Raw genomic sequence first — 23828 nt, forward strand, 5'->3', positions numbered from 1 at the left:
CTGCGCGTGAATTTTCAGGAGAATAAAAGAGATGACAGAAAAAGAAATTTTTGACCGTATTGTGACCATTATCCAAGAGCGACAGGGAGAGGACTTTGTCGTGACAGAATCCTTGAGTCTGAAAGACGACTTGGATGCGGACTCAGTTGACTTGATGGAGTTTATCTTGACACTGGAAGATGAATTTAATATCGAAATCAGTGATGAGGAAATTGACCAACTCCAAAGTGTAGGGGATGTGGTAGAAGTCGTCAAAAGTAAAGAATAGCAAGAAACAAGATAAGAGGAGCTGCATGTTGCTGAGAGTGTAAATCAACATCCTATTTGACAATTTAATCTTTATAAATACATATTTTAGGCATGACGTTTGTTCTGCCTATTTTTTGTCAAGAAAGTGCAATTGAGGTGTTTATTTGGAGTTTTACATGTATTTTTGATAAAATAGGCGTAGAAATTAGGAAAGTTGAAGAAAAGAAATGAAGAAGGTTTTAGGATATTTTTTAGTATTTGTTTTTCTATTTTTGATGAATATTTTCATCTTTAAGATACTAGCAACCCTGGGATTTCAGCTGACAATGAGTGAAAAGAGTTATATTGTACCACCGCTGTTTTCGATTATCGTTTTGTACATGATTGACAAAAGAATTAGGAAGAAAAAGAAATAAATATATATATATATATATATATATATATTAGGTAGGGCGTTTGTTCTGCCTATTTTTTTATCCAAAAAGTGCAGTTGGGAGGGAGATAGGCGCATTTGGGAAGGAAGTCCAGTTTTTGTTTGGGGATTGGGGTAAGATAGTTGTTATCAGATGAGTTTATACTCTTCGAAAATCAAATTCAAACCACGTCAACGTCGCCTTGCCATGTAGATGTTACTGACTTCATCAGTTCTATCTACAACCTCAAAGCCGTGCTTTGAGTAACCTGCGGCTAGTTTCCTAGTTTGCTCTTTGATTTTCATTGAGTATTAGGAAAAGGAGATGAATATGAAATTTGGGAAACGTCACTATCGTCCGCAGGTGGATCAGATGGACTGCGGTGTAGCTTCATTAGCCATGATTTTTGGCTACTATGGTAGCTACTATTCTTTGGCTCACTTGCGAGAATTGGCCAAGACGACCATGGATGGGACGACGGCTTTGGGCTTGGTCAAGGTGGCAGAGGAGATTGGCTTTGAGACGCGAGCAATTAAGGCGGATATGACGCTCTTTGACTTGCCAGATTTGACCTTTCCTTTTGTTGCTCATGTGCTTAAGGAAGGAAAATTACTCCACTACTATGTGGTGACTGGGCAGGATAAGGATAGCATTCATATTGCCGATCCAGATCCTGGGGTGAAATTGACCAAACTGCCACGTGAGCGTTTTGCGGAAGAATGGACAGGAGTGACTCTGTTTATGGCACCTAGTCCAGACTACAAGCCTCATAAGGATCAAAAGAATGGTCTGCTCTCTTTTATCCCTATATTAGTGAAGCAGCGTGGCTTGATTGCTAATATCGTTTTGGCGACGCTCTTGGTAACCGTGATTAATATTGTGGGTTCTTATTATCTGCAGTCTATCATTGATACCTATGTGCCAGATCAGATGCGTTCGACGTTGGGGATTATTTCTATTGGGCTGGTGATTGTTTATATTCTTCAGCAGATCTTGTCTTACGCTCAGGAGTATCTCTTACTTGTTTTGGGGCAACGCTTATCGATTGATGTGATTTTGTCCTATATCAAGCATGTTTTTCACCTGCCTATGTCCTTTTTTGCGACACGCAGGACAGGGGAAATCGTGTCTCGTTTTACAGATGCCAACAGTATCATTGATGCGCTGGCTTCGACCATTCTTTCGATTTTCCTAGATGTGTCAACGGTTGTCATTATTTCCCTTGTTTTATTTTCACAAAATACCAATCTCTTTTTCATGACCTTATTGGCGCTTCCTATCTACACAGTGATTATATTTGCTTTTATGAAGCCGTTTGAAAAGATGAATCGGGATACCATGGAAGCCAATGCGGTTCTGTCTTCTTCTATCATTGAGGACATCAACGGTATTGAGACTATCAAGTCCTTGACCAGTGAGAGTCAGCGTTACCAAAAGATTGACAAGGAATTTGTGGATTATCTGAAAAAATCCTTTACCTATAGTCGGGCAGAGAGTCAGCAAAAGGCTCTGAAAAAAGTTGCCCATCTCTTGCTCAATGTCGGCATTCTCTGGATGGGGGCTGTTCTGGTCATGGATGGCAAGATGAGTTTGGGGCAGTTGATTACCTATAATACCTTGCTTGTTTACTTTACCAATCCTTTGGAAAATATCATCAATCTGCAAACTAAGCTTCAGACAGCGCAGGTTGCCAATAACCGTCTGAATGAGGTTTATCTGGTAGCTTCTGAGTTTGAGGAGAAGAAAACGGTTGAGGATTTGAGTTTGATGAAGGGAGATATGGACTTTAAGCAGGTTTCCTACAAGTATGGCTATGGTCGAGATGTTTTGTCAGATATCAATTTGACCATTCCCCAAGGTTCTAAGGTGGCTTTTGTGGGGATTTCAGGATCAGGTAAGACGACCTTGGCCAAAATGATGGTTAATTTTTACGACCCAAGTCAGGGAGAGATTAGTCTGGGTGGTGTCAATCTCAATCAGATTGACAAAAAGGCCCTGCGCCAGTATATTAACTATCTGCCTCAACAGCCCTATGTCTTTAACGGAACGATTTTGGACAATCTTCTCCTTGGAGCCAAGGAGGGAACGACACAGGAAGATATCTTACGGGCGGTCGAATTGGCAGAGATTCGGGAGGACATTGAGCGCATGCCACTAAATTACCAGACGGAATTGACTTCGGATGGGGCAGGAATCTCAGGTGGTCAACGTCAGAGAATTGCTCTGGCGCGTGCTCTCTTGACAGATGCGCCTGTCTTGATTTTGGATGAGGCGACCAGCAGTTTGGATATTCTGACAGAGAAGCGGATTGTAGATAATCTTATGGCTTTAGACAAGACCTTGATTTTCATCGCCCACCGCTTGACCATTGCTGAGCGGACAGAGAAGGTGGTTGTTTTGGATCAGGGCAAGATTGTTGAAGAAGGAAAGCATGCTGATTTGCTTGCACAGGGTGGATTTTACGCCCATTTGGTCAATAGCTAGAAAGAGGAGAGGATGAAACCAGAATTTTTAGAAAGTGCGGAGTTTTATAATCGTCGTTACCATAATTTTTCCAGTCGGGTGATTGTCCCCATGTCGCTTTTGCTCGTGTTTTTGCTTGGCTTTGCAACATTTGCAGAGAAGGAGATGAGTTTGTCTACTAGAGCTACTGTCGAGCCTAGTCGTATCCTGGCAAATATCCAGTCAACTAGCAACAATCGCATTCTTGTTAATCATTTGGAAGAAAATAAGCTGGTAAAAAAGGGAGAACTGTTGGTTCAATATCAAGAAGGGGCAGAGGGTGTCCAAGCGGAGGCCTATGCTAGTCAGTTGGACATGCTCAAGGATCAAAAAAAGCAATTGGAGTATTTGCAAAAGAGTCTGCAAGAAGGGGAGAACCACTTTCCAGAGGAGGATAAATTTGGCTACCAAGCCACCTTTCGCGACTACCTCAGCCAAGTGGCTAGTCTTAGGGCTAGTACATCGCAACAAAATGAGACCATCGCGTCCCAGAATGCAGCAGCTAGTCAAACCCAAGCTAAAATCGGCAACCTCATCAGCCAAACAGAGGCTAAAATTCGCGATTACCAGACAGCTAAGTCAGCTATTGAAACAGGTGCTTCCTTGGCCAGTCAGAATCTAGCCTACTCTCTCTACCAGTCCTATAAGTCTCAAGGTGAGGAAAATCCGCAATCTAAGGCACAAGCAGTTGCGCAAGTTGAAGCACAGCTTTCTCAGTTAGAATCTAGTCTTGCTACTTACCGTATCCAGTATGCAGGTTCGGGTGCCCAACAAGCCTATGCATCAGGCTTAAGTAGTCAATTGGAGTCTCTCAAATCCCAACACTTGGCAAAGGTTGGTCAGGAATCGACCCTTCTAGACCAGAAAATCTTGGAGGCAGAGTCAGGTAAGAAGGTACAGGGAAATCTTTTAGATAAGGGGAAAATTACGGCGAGTGAGGATGGGGTGCTTCATCTTAATTCTGAGACCAGTGATTCTACCATGGTAGCAGAGGGGACTCTACTAGCCCAACTCTATCCGTCCTTGGAAAAAGAAGGGAAAGCCAAACTAACAGCTTATCTTAGTTCAAAGGATGTAGCAAGGATCAATATCGGTGATTCTATTCGCTATACTACGACTCATGATGCCAAGAATCAACTTTTCCTAGATTCTACTATTACCAGCATCGATGCTACAGCTACCAAGACTGAGAAAGGGAATTTCTTTAAAATTGAGGCGGAGACTAATCTAACTTCTGAGCAGGCTGAAAAACTTCGATATGGGGTGGAAGGTCGCCTGCAGATGATTACGGGCAAGAAAAGTTATCTACGTTATTATTTGGATCAATTTTTGAACAAAGAGTAATGTTCGTGTTCTTAGAGTTAAATGATTTTTAAACTGTGAGAAAGATTCTTCTTGCAGTTTTTTTCTTTATGATTTCCGCCACACAATTATTATTTATTCGGTTAAATTCTTGTAATTTTAGGTTTTTTATGGTAGAATGTGCTCAAGTAATACGAAAGGCGAACTTTAAAATGTCAAAACAATTGATCTATTCGGGAAAAGCTAAAGATATCTATACAACTGAGGATGAAAATCTTATTATTTCAACTTATAAGGACCAAGCGACTGCTTTCAATGGTGTTAAGAAGGAGCAGATTGCTGGTAAGGGAGTGTTGAATAATCAGATTTCATCTTTTATTTTTGAGAAATTAAATGCGGCTGGTGTGGCGACTCACTTTGTGGAGAAACTTTCAGATACAGAACAACTCAATAAAAAGGTTGAGATTATTCCTCTCGAGGTTGTGCTTCGCAACTACACGGCTGGTTCCTTTTCAAAACGTTTTGGCGTAGACGAAGGTATTGCATTTGAAACTCCGATTGTCGAATTTTACTATAAAAATGATGATTTGGATGATCCATTTATCAATGACGAGCATGTGAAATTCCTACAGATTGCGGATGACCAGCAGATTGCCTACTTGAAGGAAGAAACGCGTCGTATTAATGAACTTTTGAAAGGCTGGTTTGCTGAGATTGGGCTTAAGTTGATTGACTTTAAGCTAGAGTTCGGTTTTGATAAGGATGGCAAAATCATCTTGGCAGACGAATTTTCACCAGATAACTGCCGTTTGTGGGATGCGGATGGCAATCACATGGACAAGGATGTTTTCCGTAGAGGATTGGGAGAGCTAACAGACGTTTATGAAGTTGTCTGGGAGAAGTTGCAAGGTTTGAAATAATCTGTTTGCAACGGAAAACCTTCGTCTCTCAACTAAAAGGACTCAGGCTGAAAAGGTCCCACAGACCTTTTCACTCCGTAGGGGATTGGGAGAACTAACAGACGTTTACGAAGTTGTTTGGGAGAAGTTGCAGGGGTTGAAATAACAACCTCAAAGTCGTTGGAAACATTGTAAGAGCTGAAATAAAGGAATAAGGATTGATGGATAAACGTATTTTTGTTGAAAAAAAGGCTGATTTTCAGGTCAAGTCAGAGAGTTTGGTTAGAGAACTCCAGCATAACTTGGGGCTTTCAACTTTGAAAAGTATTCGCATCGTGCAAGTGTATGATGTATTTGACTTGGCAGAGGACCTGTTTGCGCCTGCAGAGAAACACATTTTCTCTGAGCAGGTGACAGACCATGTCTTGGATGAAGCAGCTGTGCAGGCGGATTTTGCCAACTATGCTTTCTTTGCCATTGAAAGCCTACCAGGGCAGTTTGATCAGCGTGCAGCTTCTTCACAGGAAGCCTTGCTTTTACTAGGAAGTTCAAGTGATGTAAAGGTTAATACAGCCCAACTTTACTTGGTGAATAAAGATATTGATGCGACTGAGTTGGAAGCAGTCAAGAACTATCTGCTCAATCCAGTTGATTCTCGTTTCAAGGACATCATGACAGGGATTGCCAAGCAAGAATTTTCAGAGTCAGACAAGACCATTCCTAAATTGACTTTCTTTGAAAACTATACAGCAGAAGACTTTGCTCGCTACAAGGCCGAGCAAGGGATGGCCATGGAAGTGGATGATTTGCTTTTTATCCAAGACTACTTCAAGTCAATCGGACGCGTGCCAACTGAGACAGAGCTCAAGGTTTTGGATACTTACTGGTCTGACCACTGCCGTCACACGACGTTTGAGACAGAGTTGAAACACATCGACTTTTCAGCTTCTAAATTCCAAAAACAATTACAGGCAACCTATGACAAATATATCACTATGCGCGATGAGTTGGGGCGTTCTGAAAAACCACAAACCTTGATGGATATGGCCACTATTTTCGGTCGTTATGAGCGTGCCAATGGACGTTTGGATGATATGGAAGTGTCAGACGAGATTAATGCTTGCTCAGTAGAAATCGAAGTGGATGTTGATGGTGTGAAAGAGCCATGGCTCCTAATGTTCAAGAATGAAACTCACAACCACCCAACGGAAATTGAGCCATTTGGTGGAGCGGCTACTTGTATCGGTGGTGCTATTCGCGACCCATTGTCAGGTCGCTCATATGTCTACCAAGCCATGCGAATCTCAGGTGCGGGTGACATTACAGCACCGATTTCTGAAACTCGCGCTGGGAAATTGCCACAACAAGTTATTTCTAAAACAGCGGCTCATGGTTATTCTTCATATGGTAACCAAATTGGGCTTGCGACGACCTACGTTCGTGAATACTTCCACCCAGGCTTTGTAGCTAAACGTATGGAACTTGGTGCCGTTGTTGGTGCGGCTCCTAAGGGCAATGTTGTCCGTGAAAAACCGGAAGCGGGAGATGTGATTATCCTCCTTGGAGGTAAGACTGGACGTGATGGTGTCGGTGGTGCGACGGGCTCTTCTAAGGTTCAAACGGTTGAGTCTGTAGAGACTGCTGGTGCTGAGGTTCAAAAAGGAAATGCCATCGAAGAACGTAAGATTCAGCGCCTCTTCCGTAATGGCAATGTCACTCGTCTTATCAAGAAATCTAATGACTTTGGTGCAGGTGGCGTCTGTGTGGCTATCGGTGAATTGGCAGACGGTCTTGAAATTGACCTTAACAAGGTGCCTCTTAAATACCAAGGCTTGAATGGTACCGAAATTGCCATCTCTGAATCTCAAGAACGGATGGCTGTGGTGGTTCGTCCTGAGGATGTAGATGCCTTCGTTGCGGAATGTAACAAAGAAAATATTGATGCTGTTGTTGTTGCGACAGTAACTGAAAAACCAAATCTTGTCATGCACTGGAATGGTGAGACAATCGTGGACTTGGAGCGTCGTTTCCTTGATACAAACGGTGTGCGCGTGGTCGTCAATGCTAAGGTTGTGGACAAGGATGTCAAGCTCCCAGAAGAGCGCACAACAAACTCTGATACACTTGAAGCTGATACCCTTGCGGTTCTATCTGATTTGAATCATGCGAGTCAAAAAGGATTACAGACTATCTTTGACTGCTCTGTTGGACGTTCTACGGTTAATCACCCACTTGGTGGTCGCTACCAACTTACACCAACTGAGGCTTCTGTACAGAAATTGCCAGTTCAACACGGTGTAACTCACACTGCATCAGTCATGGCTCAAGGTTTTAACCCTTATGTAGCAGAATGGTCTCCATACCACGGTGCTGCCTATGCAGTAATCGAAGCGACTGCTCGTTTGGTGGCTGCTGGTGCAAACTGGTCCAAGGCTCGCTTCTCTTATCAAGAGTATTTCGAACGCATGGATAAACAAGCAGAGCGTTTTGGTCAGCCAGTAGCAGCTCTTCTAGGCTCTATCGAAGCACAAATCCAGCTTGGCTTGCCATCTATCGGTGGTAAGGATTCTATGTCTGGGACCTTTGAAGAATTGACGGTGCCACCAACCCTGGTTGCTTTTGGGGTGACAACAGCAGATAGCCGTAAGGTCCTTTCTCCAGAATTTAAGGATGCTGGTGAAAATATCTACTACATCCCAGGTCAAGCTCTTTCTGCTGATATCGACTTCGATTTGATTAAGAAGAACTTTGAAACGTTTGAAGGCATTCAAAAGGTTCACAAAGTGACATCTGCATCAGCTGTTAAATATGGTGGTGTCCTTGAAAGCTTGGCTCTTGCTACTTTTGGGAATCATATTGGTGCAGAGGTAACCTTGCCTGAACTTGGAAGTTCTTTGACAGCTCAGCTAGGCGGATTTGTCTTCACATCTCCTGAAGAAATCGCTGGAGTAGAGAAGATTGGTCAAACGAAAGCCAACTTTACACTCCTTGTCAACGGTGTGAAGCTGGATGGACACAAGCTTGACAGTGCCTTCCAAGGAAAACTGGAAGAAGTTTACCCTACTGAATTTGCTCAAGCTAAAGAACTGGCAGAAGTGCCAGCTGTGGCGTCAGATGCTGTTATCAAAGCCAAAGAAACCATTGAAAAACCTGTGGTTTACATTCCAGTCTTTCCAGGAACCAACTCAGAATATGACTCAGCTAAGGCATTTGAGAAAGAAGGGGCAGAGGTCAACTTGGTGCCATTTGTGACACTCAATGAAGAAGCCATTGTCAAGTCAGTTGAAACCATGGTTGACAACATCGGAAAGGCTAACATTCTCTTTTTTGCCGGTGGATTCTCAGCTGCGGACGAGCCAGATGGTTCAGCTAAGTTTATCGTCAATATCCTGCTTAATGAAAAAGTACGTGCAGCTATTGATAGCTTTATCGCTCGTGGTGGCTTGATTATTGGTATCTGTAATGGATTCCAAGCTCTCGTAAAATCAGGTCTTCTTCCATACGGCAACTTCGAGGATGCCAGCGGTACTAGTCCAACCCTCTTCTACAATGATGCTAATCAGCACGTAGCTAAGATGGTGGAAACACGTATTGCCAATACTAACTCACCATGGCTTGCCGGAGTGGAAGTTGGTGATATCCATGCCATCCCAGTGTCGCACGGTGAAGGGAAGTTTGTTGTGACGGCTGAGGAATTCGCTGAGCTCCGTGACAATGGACAAATTTTCAGCCAATACGTTGATTTTGACGGCAAACCAAGCATGGACTCTAAGTACAATCCAAATGGTTCTGTAAATGCCATCGAAGGAATTACTAGCAAGAATGGTCAAATCATCGGTAAAATGGGACACTCAGAACGTTATGAAGACGGTCTCTTCCAAAACATCCCAGGAAATAAAGACCAGCACCTGTTTGCGTCGGCGGTTAAATACTTTACTGGAAAATAAGACTTACAGATTTTCTAATAGATTGTATCAGTAATGTAAAAGTCATGTAGATTTAGCTCTTGGTGCTATACAAATAAAAATTAGGTATATAAAATGACATACGAAGTAAAATCTCTTAATGAAGAATGTGGTGTTTTCGGTATCTGGGGACATCCAGATGCTGCTAAATTGACCTATTTTGGTCTCCATAGTCTTCAGCACCGTGGTCAAGAGGGGGCAGGAATCCTCTCCAATGACCAAGGAAAACTAAAGCGTCATCGCGATATGGGGCTTTTATCAGAAGTCTTTAGAAATCCTGCTAATTTGGATAAATTGACGGGAACTGGTGCGATTGGACATGTGCGTTACGCGACTGCTGGCGAAGCTTCTGTAGATAATATCCAGCCTTTCCTCTTCCGTTTTCACGATATGCAGTTCGGCTTGGCTCATAATGGGAATCTGACCAATGCAGCTTCTCTCAAGAAAGAACTGGAACAAAGAGGAGCGATTTTCAGCGCGACTTCGGACTCGGAAATCTTGGCTCACCTCATTCGTCGGAGTCACAATCCGAACTTGATGGGCAAAATCAAAGAAGCGCTCAGCCTAGTTAAAGGTGGCTTTGCCTATATCTTGCTGTTTGAGGATAAGTTGATTGCGGCTCTTGACCCCAATGGTTTCCGTCCCCTTTCTATCGGGAAAATGGCCAACGGAGCGGTGGTTGTTTCCTCTGAAACCTGTGCTTTTGAGGTTATTGGTGCTGAATGGATTCGTGATTTGAAGCCAGGTGAGATTGTGATCATTGATGACAAGGGCATCCAGTATGATAGCTATACAGATGATACTCAGCTAGCAATCTGTTCTATGGAGTATATCTATTTTGCCCGCCCTGATTCTAACATTCATGGTGTCAATGTTCATACGGCACGTAAACGTATGGGTGCTCAATTGGCGCGTGAATTCAAGCATGAGGCGGATATAGTGGTCGGTGTGCCCAATTCTTCCCTCAGCGCGGCTATGGGATTTGCGGAGGAGTCCGGGCTACCAAATGAAATGGGCCTCATCAAGAACCAATATACCCAACGTACCTTTATCCAACCGACTCAAGAATTACGGGAGCAAGGGGTGCGGATGAAATTGTCTGCAGTTTCTGGTGTTGTCAAAGGCAAGCGTGTTGTTATGATTGATGACTCTATTGTACGTGGAACAACCTCTCGTCGTATCGTTCAGCTCTTGAAAGAAGCGGGTGCGACTGAAGTTCACGTTGCCATTGGCAGTCCAGCGCTAGCTTATCCATGCTTCTATGGAATTGATATCCAGACCCGTCAGGAGCTAATTGCAGCCAATCATACGGTTGAAGAAACTCGCCAAATCATTGGTGCGGACAGTCTGACCTATCTGTCTGTTGAAGGTTTGATTGAGTCAATTGGTATTGAAACGGATGCGCCAAATGGTGGTCTCTGTGTCGCTTATTTTGATGGTGATTACCCAACGCCTCTCTACGACTATGAAGAAGACTATCGTAGAAGTTTGGAAGAAAAGACCAGTTTTTACAAATAGACAATAGATCCTCCATTAAAGAAAAGGAATATAAAAATGACAAATAAAAATGCTTATGCTTCACGTCTCACTACTGACTAAAAGCTAAAGCATTTGTCAGTAGACGTTTTGCCTTATGGGGCCAAAGCTAGAGCCCTGACTAGTATTTTTAGATAAAATAATTGTTTATCTAAAAATACGTCGCAATCTTCTCAAAGAAAAGGAATAAATAAATGACAAAAAATGCTTATGCCCAGTCGGGTGTAGATGTTGAAGCGGGTTATGAAGTTGTTGAACGAATCAAAAAGCACGTGGCTCGTACGGAGCGTGCAGGTGTCATGGGAGCTCTTGGTGGTTTTGGTGGTATGTTTGACCTTTCAAAGACTGGGGTTAAAGAACCTGTCTTGATTTCAGGAACTGATGGTGTCGGAACCAAGCTCATGCTGGCTATCAAGTACGACAAGCACGATACTATTGGTCAGGACTGTGTGGCCATGTGTGTCAATGATATCATCGCTGCAGGTGCGGAGCCCCTCTATTTCCTCGACTATGTGGCGACTGGGAAGAATGAACCAGCTAAACTAGAACAAGTAGTCGCTGGTGTTGCAGAAGGCTGTGTGCAGGCAGGCGCTGCCCTCATCGGTGGGGAAACTGCTGAAATGCCTGGCATGTACGGCGAAGATGACTATGACTTGGCTGGTTTTGCGGTCGGTGTGGCTGAAAAATCTCAAATCATTGACGGTTCAAAAGTGGCAGAGGGAGATGTTCTTCTCGGACTTGCTTCAAGTGGGATTCATTCCAATGGTTACTCTCTCGTCCGTCGTGTCTTTGCGGACTATACAGGTGAGGAAGTCTTACCAGAATTGGAAGGCAAGCAACTCAAGGAAGTCCTTCTTGAGCCGACCCGTATCTATGTCCAGGCTATCTTGCCACTCATCAAGGAAGGGTTGGTCAACGGTATTGCCCACATCACTGGTGGTGGCTTTATCGAAAATGTCCCTCGTATGTTTGCAGCTGACCTGGCTGCAGAGATTGAGGAAAGCAAGGTTCCAGTCCTTCCAATCTTCAAAGCCCTTGAAAAATACGGTGAAATCAAGCACGAAGAAATGTTTGAAATCTTCAATATGGGTGTAGGACTCATGTTGGCAGTTAGCCCTGAAAATGTAGATCGTGTCAAAGAATTGCTGGATGAACCAGTCTATGAAATTGGTCGCATCGTCACGAAAGAAAACGAAAGTGTCATCATCAAATGAAAAAAATAGCGGTTTTTGCCTCTGGTAATGGCTCAAATTTTCAGGTGATTGCCGAAGAATTTCCGGTGGAGTTTGTCTTTTCAGACCATCGTGATGCCTTTGTGCTCGAGCGTGCAGAAAAGCTCGGCACTCTGTCTTATGCTTTTGAACTCAAGGAGTTTGAGAGCAAGGCGGACTACGAAGCAGCTCTTGTCGAGCTCTTGGAAGAGCACCAGATTGACTTGGTTTGCCTAGCAGGCTATATGAAAATCGTTGGGCCAACCTTACTGGCAGCTTATGAAGGTCGTATCATCAACATTCATCCAGCCTACCTGCCAGAATTTCCAGGAGCTCATGGGATTGAGGATGCTTGGAATGCTGACGTGGATCAGTCTGGTGTGACCATTCACTGGGTGGATTCGGGTGTGGATACAGGAAAGGTTATCAAACAAGTGCGTGTGCCACGGCTGGCTGATGATACGATTGAAAGTTTTGAAACTCGGATTCATGAGGCAGAGTACAAGTTGTATCCAGAGGTTATTAGAGAATTGTTGGACAAATAAATGAAAAAATGGTTGGAAACATTTGCTTTGATTAGCTTGGTAATCGTTCTACGTTTACTGGTAAATTTCTTCTTCCCAGAGTTTCCCTATTGGGGGAGATTTTTACTGACAGTGATTTTAGGAGTCTTGGTAATCGTCTCCCTATACTTTATGAAAAGAAAATTGCCTAAGTAGAGAGTTTGAAAATGAAAGGAAGTAACATGACTAAACGCGCCTTAATCAGCGTCTCAGATAAAGCGGGCATTGTTGCATTTGCCCAAGAACTTAAAAAACTTGGTTGGGGCATCATCTCAACAGGTGGGACCAAGGTTGCCCTTGATAATGCTGGGGTGAAGACCATTGCCATCGATGATGTGACTGGCTTCCCAGAAATGATGGACGGTCGTGTCAAGACCCTTCATCCAAATATTCACGGGGGGCTTTTGGCTCGTCGTGACTTGGATAGCCATTTAGAGGCTGCTAAGGACAATAAGATTGAATTGATTGACCTTGTAGTGGTCAACCTCTATCCATTCAAGGAAACGATTCTCAAACCAGACGTGACTTATGCGGATGCGGTGGAGAATATCGATATCGGTGGGCCATCCATGCTTCGTTCAGCAGCAAAAAATCATGCCAGTGTAACAGTTGTGGTAGACCCTGCTGACTATGCTGTGGTTTTGGGCGAATTGGCAGCAAATGGTGAAACGACTTATGAAACTCGCCAACGTTTAGCAGCCAAGGTTTTCCGTCACACAGCAGCTTATGATGCTTTGATTGCAGAGTATTTCACAGCTCAAGTGGGAGAAAGTAAACCTGAAAAGCTGACCTTGACTTATGACCTCAAGCAACCAATGCGTTATGGGGAAAATCCTCAACAGGATGCAGACTTCTACCAAAAAGCTTTGCCTACAGACTACTCAATTGCATCAGCCAAACAGCTCAACGGTAAAGAATTGTCATTTAACAATATCCGCGATGCGGATGCGGCTATTCGTATTATCCGTGATTTCAAAGATCGTCCAACCGTTGTGGCTCTCAAACACATGAATCCATGTGGAATTGGTCAAGCTGACGACATCGAGACTGCTTGGGACTATGCTTATGAGTCTGACCCAGTGTCTATCTTTGGTGGTATCGTTGTTCTTAACCGTGAGGTGGATGCTGCGACAGCTGAGAAGATGCATGGTGTTTTCCTTGAAATCATCATTGCACCAAGCTATACGGATGAAGCGCTAGCCATTTTGACCAACAAAAAGAAAAACTTGCGTATCCTTGCCTTGCCATTTGACGCTCAAGAGGCTAGCGAAGTGGAAGCAGAATATACAGGTGTAGTTGGTGGTCTCCTTGTGCAAAACCAAGACGTAGTGAAAGAAAGCCCAGCTGATTGGCAAGTGGTGACCAAACGCCAGCCAACAGAGACAGAAGCGACTGCTCTTGAGTTTGCATGGAAGTCTATCAAGTATGTCAAATCAAACGGCATCATCGTGACCAACGACCATATGACACTTGGTGTTGGCCCAGGTCAAACCAACCGTGTGGCTTCTGTTCGCATCGCTATTGACCAAGCTAAAGACCGTCTTGACGGCGCTGTGCTTGCTTCCGATGCCTTCTTCCCATTTGCGGATAACGTGGAAGAAATCGCCAAAGCAGGCATTAAAGCTATTATTCAACCTGGAGGATCAGTCCGTGACCAAGAATCTATCGAAGCGGCTGACAAATACGGCTTGACCATGGTCTTTACAGGCGTGAGACATTTTAGACATTAAGAAGGTAAAGGGAAGAAAAAAGTTTCTTTCCTTTTTTTGCGTAAAAACGCGGAGTGAAACAAGATTAAAACGAACGTTTGTGATATAATATTAGTAAATAATTCGCAAAAGAGGTTGAGAGATGAAGCTGTTAGTTGTCGGTTCTGGTGGTCGTGAACATGTGATTGCTAAGAAGTTGCTTGAGTCAAAAGACGTTGAAAAAGTATTTGTAGCTCCTGGGAATGACGGTATGACTCTGGATGGTCTGGAATCGGTAAATATCTCTATTTCCGAACATTCTAAATTGATTGAGTTTGCAAAAACCAACGATATTGCTTGGACCTTTATAGGGCCAGATGACGCCCTTGCGGCTGGTCTCGTGGATGATTTCCATGCGGCTGGTCTCAAAGCCTTTGGTCCGACAAGATTGGCAGCTGAGCTGGAGTGGTCCAAGGATTTTGCCAAGGAAATCATGGTCAAATACGGCGTTCCGACAGCAGCCTATGGCACATTCTCAGATTTCGAGGAAGCCAAGGCCTATATCGAAAAGCAGGGTGCGCCTATCGTAGTCAAGGCGGATGGCTTGGCGCTTGGGAAGGGTGTCGTCGTTGCGGAGACGGTTGAGCAAGCAGTCGAAGCAGCTCATGAGATGCTATTGGACAATAAATTCGGTGACTCAGGTGCGCGTGTAGTTATTGAGGAATTCCTTGATGGGGAGGAATTTTCACTCTTTGCCTTTGTCAATTGTGATAAGTTCTACATCATGCCAACGGCTCAGGACCACAAACGTGCCTATGATGGTGACAAGGGGCCCAACACGGGAGGTATGGGGGCATATGCGCCAGTTCCACACTTACCACAGAGTGTGGTTGATACAGCGGTTGACACCATTGTCAAGCCAGTCCTTGATGGCATGATTAAAGAAGGGCGCCCTTATCTGGGTATCCTTTACGCAGGGCTTATCTTGACAGCTGATGGACCTAAGGTCATCGAGTTTAATGCTCGCTTCGGAGATCCTGAAACTCAGATTATTCTACCTCGTTTAACATCTGACTTTGCACAAAATATTACGGATATCCTCGATGGCAAGGAGCCAAACATCACCTGGACGGACAAAGGTGTGACTCTGGGTGTGGTTGTTGCATCCAACGGTTATCCGCTAGACTATGAAAAAGGTGTCAAGCTGCCAGCCAAGACAGAAGGAGACATCATCACCTACTATGCAGGTGCTAAGTTTGCGGAAAATAGCAGAGCACTGCTATCAAACGGTGGACGTGTTTATATGCTCGTTACCACAGCCGATACCGTCAAAGAAGCCCAAAACACCATCTACGGCGAACTCAACAAACAAAACACAGAAGGCCTCTTTTACCGAACAGATATTGGAAGTAAGGCTATAAAAGATTAACAGATACTAACTTTGTCATGGCGAGCAAGAGCGAGCCAAAGTAAGATAATGGTCGCCGTGGTGAAAAGACCAGAACAGATACTGTTCTGGTCGGGGAAACTTTGAGACCTTAGGCTCAAAGTTTAGGAATGAAACCGAAGGTTTGCTTCCGTCCCCACCACCTAAGACCATTATCAAAAAAGAAGAAAAAAGGAAAAATTATGACTAAACCAATTATTTCCATCATCATGGGCTCAAAATCTGACTGGGCAACCATGCAAAAAACCGCCGAAGTCCTAGACCGCTTCAGCGTTGCTTACGAAAAGAAGGTTGTATCTGCCCACCGCACACCAGACCTCATGTTCAAGCATGCAGAAGAAGCCCGTAGCCGTGGTATTAAGATCATCATCGCAGGTGCTGGAGGCGCAGCCCATTTGCCAGGTATGGTCGCAGCGAAAACAACCCTTCCTGTCATCGGGGTGCCTGTCAAATCGCGTGCCCTTAGTGGCGTGGATTCACTCTATTCCATCGTTCAGATGCCGGGCGGCGTGCCTGTTGCGACAATGGCTATCGGTGAAGCTGGTGCGACAAATGCGGCTCTCTTCGCCCTCCGTCTTCTTTCAGTAGAGGATCAGGCTATCGCGACAGCTTTAGCAGATTTCGCAGAAGAACAAGGAAAAATTGCAGAGGAGTCTACCAATGAGCTCATCTAAAACAATTGGAATTATAGGTGGCGGCCAGCTGGGTCAGATGATGGCCATTTCTGCTATCTACATGGGGCACAAGGTTATCGCGCTGGATCCTGCGGCTGATTGCCCAGCCTCTCGTGTGGCGGAAATCATAGTGGCTCCTTATAACGATGTGGACGCTTTGCGTCAGTTGGCTGAGCGATGCGATGTTCTGACCTATGAGTTTGAAAATGTCGATGCTGACGGTTTGGATGCCGTTATCAAGGATGGACAACTCCCTCAAGGTACAGACCTGCTCCGCATTTCTCAAAATCGGATTTTTGAGAAGGACTTCCTCTCAAACAAGGCTCAAGTCACTGTAGCACCTTACAAGGTTGTGACCTCAATCCAAGATTTGGCAGATATTGACCTTTCCAAAAACTATGTCCTCAAGACTGCGACTGGTGGTTACGATGGGCATGGGCAAAAGGTCATTCGCTCAGAAGCAGACTTGGAAGAAGCCTATGCGTTAGTAGATTCAGCAGACTGCGTTTTGGAAGAATTTGTCAACTTTGACCTTGAAATTTCTGTCATCGTGTCAGGAAATGGTAAGGATGTGACAGTCTTCCCTGTTCAGGAAAATATCCACCGCAACAACATTCTGTCTAAGACCATCGTGCCAGCCCGCATTTCAGAAAGTCTAGCTGAAAAAGCAAAAGCCATGGCCGTGAGAATCGCTGAGCAACTCAACTTGTCTGGAACGCTCTGTGTGGAAATGTTTGCGACAGCTGACGACATTATCGTCAATGAGATTGCTCCACGTCCACACAATTCAGGTCACTACTCAATCGAAGCCTGTGACTTCTCCCAGTTTGACACTCATATTCTGGGAGTTCTGGGAGCACCATTGCCCGCCATTAAACTGCATGCACCAGCTGTTATGCTCAACGTTCTCGGCCAGCATGTCGAGACCGCTGAAAAATATGTCACAGAAAATCCAAGCGTCCATCTCCACATGTATGGTAAAATAGAAGCGAAACACAACCGCAAGATGGGACACGTGACTTTGTTTAGTGATATGCCGGATAGCGTGGAGGAGTTTGGGGAGTAAGACAGGACCCCAGTTATAAGGTCCGTTGTCTTACCCCTGCAAAGTTGACTAGGCTTGTCGCAGACGAAACATCGGCAAGAGGAGTCAGTCAACTACTGCTGGAAAGGGATTGATTTTTAGGAGTTGCCTATGATTAAAATCATTGTTCATGCCTATGTCCAAGCTGACAAAGAAAAAGCCGTCGTTGAAGTCGTATTTGCGTCAGCAGACGAGCAAGCTGTTTATGATAAATTGGCTGAATTGACAAAACAGTTTCCGAATGACTATCTTGCCATCTATGATTTACCACAAGATACGGACTTGAACCAGTTGGCACATTATCCCTCTGTGGCGATTGGGAAAGAGGATTTTTAGGAGGAAAATTAAAATGGCGACATTATTAACTGCTGTCGGTAATACAATTTGGGACTTCCAAATAAAAGATTTTATAACAATTGGAATTTCAGCACTTGCATTATTATTTTCTGGGATTAGTCTAGCAGTAAGTTTTCTATCATTTAGAAGAAATAGTACAAAATTGAAAGTAACGCAATTAATTTTTAGACCTACCCCTCTTTCAGAGGGTGCATTGCCTAATAAACTTTATTTGGATCGTGAGCAAGATCAAAGCCTATGGTCTCAAATACCTATGGTTTACCTATTAGTATATCTAAAAATCGATAATCTGAGTTATACCCCGATTTCATTAAACAGAGTTATTATTAATGGAAACTTTGTAGTTACTATGGCAAATAGATTTAAGTTTAGAGAGAGCGGTTTAAGTTTAGCTCATTTTGCTTCTGAGGATAGTCATTTACAAGATCTTCAGCGTTTTGGGACCGCAATCCCCATGTCGGTAACAGGATTGAAGAAAGATGACTACAATTTTATTACTATTGGAGATAGAATTGAAGCAAAATCAACACTTGAGGGAGTATTGATAGTCCAAGGAAGTATTGATTTATATAATGCTATTAATGATGGAAACAATCAATTAGAAATTTGTACCCCAGATAAAAACTTTAAAGTTGATGTAGAAATTGCCAAAACAAAGATTTACAATTTTGATGAAGGAGAAAAATAAACATGCTAAACCGTTATTCACGCCCTGAGATGGCGAACATTTGGAGTGAAGAAAATAAATACCGTGCTTGGCTTGAGGTGGAAATCTTGGCTGACGAGGCATGGGCTGAGTTGGGGGAAATCCCTAAGGAAGATGTGGCTTTGATTCGTGAGAAAGCGGACTTTGACATCGACCGTATTTTGGAGATTGAGCAGGAGACTCGTCACGACGTGGTGGCCTTCACACGTGCGGTTTCTGAGACTCTTGGTGAAGAGCGCAAGTGGGTCCACTATGGTTTGACTTCTACCGACGTGGTGGATACTGCTTATGGCTATCTTTACAAGCAGGCCAACGACATCATCCGTCGTGACCTTGAAAACTTCACCAACATCATCGCTGATAAGGCTAAGGAGCACAAGTTTACCATCATGATGGGGCGTACCCACGGTGTGCACGCTGAGCCGACAACTTTTGGTCTTAAATTGGCGACTTGGTACAGCGAAATGAAGCGCAATATCGAGCGTTTCGAGCATGCGGCTGCTGGTGTGGAAGCTGGTAAAATCTCTGGTGCGGTTGGTAACTTTGCCAACATCCCACCATTTGTTGAGCAATATGTCTGCGACAAGTTGGGTATCCGTGCTCAAGAAATCTCTACACAGGTGCTTCCTCGTGACCTTCACGCTGAGTACTTTGCAGTTCTTGCTAGTATCGCAACTTCTATCGAGCGTATGGCAACGGAAATTCGTGGTCTACAAAAATCTGAGCAACGCGAAGTAGAAGAATTCTTTGCCAAAGGTCAAAAAGGATCTTCAGCAATGCCTCATAAACGCAACCCAATCGGTTCTGAGAACATGACGGGTCTTGCGCGTGTTATCCGTGGTCATATGATTACAGCTTATGAAAACGTCGCTCTCTGGCACGAACGTGACATCTCTCACTCATCAGCTGAGCGTATCATCACACCAGATACGACCATTTTAATTGACTACATGCTCAACCGTTTTGGAAATATCGTCAAGAACTTGACCGTCTTCCCAGAAAACATGATTCGCAACATGCACTCAACTTTCGGTCTCATCTTCAGCCAACGTGCCATGTTGACCTTGATTGAAAAAGGCATGACCCGTGAGCAAGCCTATGACTTGGTGCAACCAAAAACAGCTCAATCGTGGGATAACCAAGTAGACTTCAAGCCACTTCTTGAAGCAGATCCCGAAGTAACATCGCGCCTCACGCAAGAAGAAATCGACGAAATCTTTAATCCTCTTTACTACACTAAACGAGTGGATGATATCTTTGACCGTCTTGGACTGGGTGATTAATTAAAAAATAAACAGCGAGCTTTGATCTCGCTGTTTATTTTTTATCGAAAAGACTTAGTCTTCTTTTCTTTTAGTGAGTCCATAGGCTGCTAGTGAGGCCATGAGTCCTGCGACTACTAGTCCTGCAGAATCGTGACTTCCTGTTTCAGGAAGTTTTTTCTCTGTTGCCACAGGAGCTGGACCTTGAGGAAGAGCTTTGTTTTCCTCAGCAGGAGCAGTTGCTGGAGCTGGTTGGCTTGGGATTTCTAGTTTTGGTTTTTCTTCAGCAATAGAGGCTTGTCCGTTTTCATCGCCTACATGTGTTACCATAGTTCCGACTTCGACTATTTGAGTAACGGCTTCCTGTGCTACGACACTATTTACAAGAGTTTTCACTTCCTTGCCATCAACAGTGCTCACAGAGTAGAAGTTGCTACGATGTCCATTGACGCCCTTAGTAATGACTTGTGTTTTTCCTTTGAGCAAGAGTGGATTTTCACGAGTCACTGTGGTAAATGGAATTTCTTCTTCTTGGATATCCAGTCTAGGTTTTGTTTCTGCAACTGGAGCAAGATCATGTTCATCACCTACATGTGTTACCATAGTTCCGACTTCAACAATTTGAGTAACTGCTTCTTTGGTTACAAGACTATCTACAAGTGTTTTCACTTCCTTATCATCGGCAGAAGTGTTCACAGAGTAGAAGTTGCTACGATGTCCATTAACGCCCTTAGTAATGACTTGTGTTTTTCCTTTGAGTAAGAGTGGATTTTCACGAGTCACTGTGGTAAATGGAATTTCTTCCTCTTGAACATCTAGTCTAGGTTTTACCTCAGTAGTTGGTGCAAGACCACTTTCATCACCCTTGTGAGTTACAGGAGCGCCGACTTCAACCACTTGGTTTACAACTTCTTTGGTTACCTGGCTATCAAGGACTGTTTCTGTTGTTTTTCCATTTTCAGTGAGTACAGAGATGTAATGAGTTCGTTCACCTTTGACTCCTGCTGTAATAATATTTTCCTGACCAGCTGGGAGGTTAGGATTTTCTTTCTTGATAACTTCAAATGGAATTTCTTCAGTTCTTGTGATGAGTTCTGGACTGGTTTCAACATTGGCAGCCACTTCATTTTCATCCAGGCTTCCTGAATGAGTTGCAGCTGGTTTGAGGCCTTGAAGAGCAGCTTTGAGCTTACCTACTAGTGCGTCTAGTTCAGCTTGTTTGCTGCGGTTGAGGTTAAGGTTCAGTCCATCTTTTGCTGCCTTGAGTGCAGCTAGGCTTTCTGTGCTATATCCTTCTAAGTTTTCAGGAATTTTAGCTAATTCTTCGCGGAGAGCATTATAATTAGCACGGAAGTAGTCTTTGTTGTGGTCTGCAAAGGCAGTCATAAGTTCAAAGATTTCTTCTTCCTTGTACTCAGCGCTTGGTCTATCTGCCCAGATAGCAAGCATACTTCCGACTGTTGGAAGGTCTACTTCAGGATATTTGGTAGAAGCTAGTTGATTGAATGGTGTTTTTCCAGTATTCTCAATAGCTTTTTTGAGGAAACCACCACCATCTTCTGGTTTTTGACCGAGAATGTAGTACCAGTCACCGTTGGTATTCAAGAACTTATAACCCTTGCTTGCTAGGTATTGAGGTGATGCGAGGTTGTAGCCCCACCAGCCTTTAGACCAGTAAGAAATCAAGACATCTTTGTCAAACTGAACATCGTCTTTGTCCTCATAATAGAAGCCATCGTTGAAGGCCATTGGTTGAAGCCCTCTTTCCTTAGCCATAGCAGCAAGGCTGTTAGAATAGTCTGCGAACTTGTTATAGAGTCCATACCATTTGAGGTAGTACCAACCTTGAGCGTTTGTCGCATCATTGGCATACTCATCTGTACCATAGTTGAAAATCTTTGATTTATCAGCAAAGTAATCCATATACTTACCGATAAGGGCTTTGGTAAAGTTAAGGGCTTCTTGATTTTCAAGGTCCATCGTGGTTTTTGAAACTTTATCAAAGTTGGCTTGAGGATTCGCGATGCCAAGTTTTTCCATGGCAACGAGCATAGCATCCATATGCCCTGGGCTATTAATAGCTGGAATCAGACCAATACCTTTTTCCTTAGCGTATTTAGCAAGCTCTGTCACTTCTGCCTGTGTTAGTGCAGTTCCGTTTGGATCATCGTAGTAAGCTTTTGTTCCTTCAATGATGGCATTTTTGACATCGTCACTTGCATAAGTTTTTCCGTTAGCAGTGATAGTCATGTCATCAAGTAGAAAGCGAAGCCCATCATTTCCTAGGAGGAGATGCACATCAGAATATCCGAGCTCACTGGCCTTATCTACGATGCGTTTGAGTTGGTCAAGAGTAAAGTATTTGCGTCCAGCATCGATTGAAACTACCTTGTTTTTGGCAAGTTTTTCAACTTCACGTTTAGCTTCTTCTTCTTTTTGAGCTTCTGGTGTGAAGGTCAAATTGCTGACTGCTTCTTGAAGTTTTGCAATTGCTTGGTCAATCGTGTCTTGTTGGGCACGGCTGAGGTTGCTATCAAGTGAACGGATGGCTTTTGCCGCTTCGTTAACCGCTGCGACACTTTCTGCAGTATAACGGTTAAGGTCTTTTGGTACCTCGTTAAGTGCTTTTTCTGCAGACTCATAATCAGCTGCGAAGTATTCAGCGTTAGAATTTGCGAATTGCCGCATGAGTTTGAAGAGTCGTGATGGTGAATAACGTGCAGATGGAGTGTCAGCCCAAGCAGCTACCATACCACCGATGATTGGGATATCAGCTCCTTCTGTTTTTGGTACAGAAGTGATTGGTGTGTTTTTAATACCATTGAGCCCCTGATCGAGATTGTACCAACCTTGGCCATCTGCATTTCGCCCAAGAACATAGTACCAAGCATCGTTAGTGTTTAGGATTTGGTGACCTTTTTCTACTAGAAGTTTAGAAGAAGCGACGTCGTAACCTCCCCAACCACCAGTCCACATTGAAACGATGATATCTTTGTCAAAAGTTCCGAAGCTAGTATCACTATTGTAGTAAATACCATCATTGAAGGCCATTGGTTTTAGACCGTGCGATTTTACAATACGAGCTAGGTCATTGGCGTAGGCAATAAATTTTTCATAGCCTTTTACAGGGTAGCCTTCGTTTGGATAGTATTTATCAGCTTGAAGAACGCTCCAACCTTTAGCGTTTGTTGCATCATTGGCATATTCATCCAGTCCGATGTTGAAGATTTCAGTCTTTTTCGCGAAATAAGCAGCATATTTATCGATAAGGGCTTTTGTAAAAGCGACTGCTTGTTCGTTGTCAAGATCGACAGTACGGGCTGATTCCTTCCCAAAATAGTTAAAGTTAGGGTTTTGGATTCCCAATTCTTTCATGGCATTGAGGATTGCATCCATGTGACCAGGACTATTTACTGTTGGAATGAGACCGATACCTTTATCTTTGGCATAGTTAATCAAATCTGTCATTTGACTTTCTGTTAAGTGATTGCCGTTTGGATCGTTGTAATAATCATTTGTACCTTTTTCAATGGCACGTTTGACATCGTCACTGGCATAGGTCTTGCCGTTAGATGTGATGCTCATATCGTCCAACATGAAGCGGAGTCCATCATTTCCAACTAATAGGTGTAAATCAGTGTAGCCATAATGTTTCGCTTTATCGATAATTTCCTTGAGTTGTTCTGGTGAGAAATATTTACGTCCAGCATCAATAGAAACAATTTTCTTTTTCGCTAGTTTTTCATTTACAGTTGTAGCACGTTCCTTTCCTGCCTCTGTTGCCAGTTTGTCAGCCTCTGCTTTCGCTTCATCTTTTTTAGCTGGTTTATCCTTGTCAGTCTTGTCTGTATTTGACTCTTTAGAATCAGCCTCTTTCTTAGGGCTAGCTTCTTCTGCCTTTTTATTAGCAGTTTCTTTTTCAGCAGAAGTTGGAGTTACCACTTCTGCTTTATCACTAGGAGTTGAACTA

The 23828-nt window shown here is 43.7% G+C and carries 18 protein-coding genes; 17 read left to right on the forward strand and 1 reads right to left on the reverse strand.

Annotated features, from left to right (window positions below; translation table 11 throughout):
- Window positions 1-31 precede the first annotated feature (31 nt).
- The 17 genes from PAN06_RS07200 to purB all read left to right on the forward strand — a co-directional run bounded on the left by PAN06_RS07200 (window position 32) and on the right by purB (window position 19879).
- Entirely contained in the window at window positions 32-268 is a 237-nt protein-coding gene (locus PAN06_RS07200; RefSeq protein ID WP_000136444.1) for an acyl carrier protein, read from the forward strand.
- 208 nt (window positions 269-476) lie between these two features.
- Window positions 477-665, forward strand: a complete 189-nt coding sequence (locus PAN06_RS07205; RefSeq protein ID WP_000756559.1) for a hypothetical protein — start codon at window positions 477-479, stop codon at window positions 663-665.
- 327 nt (window positions 666-992) lie between these two features.
- A complete protein-coding gene (gene comA / locus PAN06_RS07210; RefSeq protein ID WP_269795951.1) occupies window positions 993-3146 on the forward strand; it encodes a peptide cleavage/export ABC transporter ComA in 2154 nt (717 codons plus the stop codon).
- A 12-nt stretch (window positions 3147-3158) separates the two neighbouring features.
- The gene (gene comB, locus PAN06_RS07215; protein WP_218494107.1) at window positions 3159-4508 is read left to right on the forward strand and encodes a competence pheromone export protein ComB; all 1350 of its coding nucleotides are present in this window, start codon (window positions 3159-3161) and stop codon (window positions 4506-4508) included.
- A 170-nt stretch (window positions 4509-4678) separates the two neighbouring features.
- Window positions 4679-5386 carry a phosphoribosylaminoimidazolesuccinocarboxamide synthase gene (purC, locus tag PAN06_RS07220; protein ID WP_000043282.1) on the forward strand — a complete coding sequence of 236 codons (708 nt, stop codon included), beginning with the start codon at window positions 4679-4681 and terminating at the stop codon, window positions 5384-5386.
- 1 nt (window position 5387) lies between these two features.
- Window positions 5388-5531, forward strand: coding sequence for a phosphoribosylaminoimidazolesuccinocarboxamide synthase (locus PAN06_RS14390; protein WP_120770879.1), 144 nt, complete (start codon window positions 5388-5390; stop codon window positions 5529-5531).
- 55 nt (window positions 5532-5586) lie between these two features.
- A complete protein-coding gene (locus tag PAN06_RS07225; protein ID WP_269795952.1) occupies window positions 5587-9312 on the forward strand; it encodes a phosphoribosylformylglycinamidine synthase in 3726 nt (1241 codons plus the stop codon).
- Window positions 9313-9405: 93 nt separating this feature from the next.
- The gene (purF, locus tag PAN06_RS07230; protein ID WP_020903300.1) at window positions 9406-10848 is read left to right on the forward strand and encodes an amidophosphoribosyltransferase; all 1443 of its coding nucleotides are present in this window, start codon (window positions 9406-9408) and stop codon (window positions 10846-10848) included.
- A 212-nt stretch (window positions 10849-11060) separates the two neighbouring features.
- Entirely contained in the window at window positions 11061-12080 is a 1020-nt protein-coding gene (purM, locus tag PAN06_RS07235; RefSeq protein WP_269795953.1) for a phosphoribosylformylglycinamidine cyclo-ligase, read from the forward strand.
- On the forward strand, window positions 12077-12622 hold the full coding sequence (gene purN, locus PAN06_RS07240) for a phosphoribosylglycinamide formyltransferase (protein ID WP_269795954.1): 546 nt from the start codon (window positions 12077-12079) through the stop codon (window positions 12620-12622). Before purM ends, purN begins: the two co-directional genes overlap by 4 nt.
- A 200-nt stretch (window positions 12623-12822) precedes the next feature.
- Window positions 12823-14370 carry a bifunctional phosphoribosylaminoimidazolecarboxamide formyltransferase/IMP cyclohydrolase gene (gene purH, locus PAN06_RS07245; protein WP_269795955.1) on the forward strand — a complete coding sequence of 516 codons (1548 nt, stop codon included), beginning with the start codon at window positions 12823-12825 and terminating at the stop codon, window positions 14368-14370.
- A 121-nt stretch (window positions 14371-14491) separates the two neighbouring features.
- The gene (gene purD / locus PAN06_RS07250; RefSeq protein ID WP_269795956.1) at window positions 14492-15757 is read left to right on the forward strand and encodes a phosphoribosylamine--glycine ligase; all 1266 of its coding nucleotides are present in this window, start codon (window positions 14492-14494) and stop codon (window positions 15755-15757) included.
- Between the two features lie 200 nt (window positions 15758-15957).
- A complete protein-coding gene (purE, locus tag PAN06_RS07255) occupies window positions 15958-16449 on the forward strand; it encodes a 5-(carboxyamino)imidazole ribonucleotide mutase (protein ID WP_125455955.1) in 492 nt (163 codons plus the stop codon).
- The gene (gene purK, locus PAN06_RS07260; protein ID WP_269795957.1) at window positions 16436-17515 is read left to right on the forward strand and encodes a 5-(carboxyamino)imidazole ribonucleotide synthase; all 1080 of its coding nucleotides are present in this window, start codon (window positions 16436-16438) and stop codon (window positions 17513-17515) included. Before purE ends, purK begins: the two co-directional genes overlap by 14 nt.
- A gap of 129 nt (window positions 17516-17644) precedes the next feature.
- On the forward strand, window positions 17645-17869 hold the full coding sequence (locus tag PAN06_RS07265; protein ID WP_020902266.1) for a hypothetical protein: 225 nt from the start codon (window positions 17645-17647) through the stop codon (window positions 17867-17869).
- Between the two features lie 13 nt (window positions 17870-17882).
- Window positions 17883-18578: a hypothetical protein gene (locus PAN06_RS07270; protein ID WP_020902267.1), complete on the forward strand. Its 696-nt coding sequence runs from the start codon at window positions 17883-17885 to the stop codon at window positions 18576-18578.
- A gap of 2 nt (window positions 18579-18580) precedes the next feature.
- On the forward strand, window positions 18581-19879 hold the full coding sequence (gene purB / locus PAN06_RS07275) for an adenylosuccinate lyase (protein ID WP_269795958.1): 1299 nt from the start codon (window positions 18581-18583) through the stop codon (window positions 19877-19879).
- 54 nt (window positions 19880-19933) lie between these two features.
- Here purB and strH read toward each other — a convergent pair.
- On the reverse strand, window positions 19934-23828 hold a 3895-nt coding region (gene strH, locus PAN06_RS07280; RefSeq protein ID WP_269795959.1), incomplete at its 5' end, for an LPXTG-anchored beta-N-acetylhexosaminidase StrH.

The sequence above is a fragment of the Streptococcus sp. SM3 genome, from assembly GCF_027497875.1.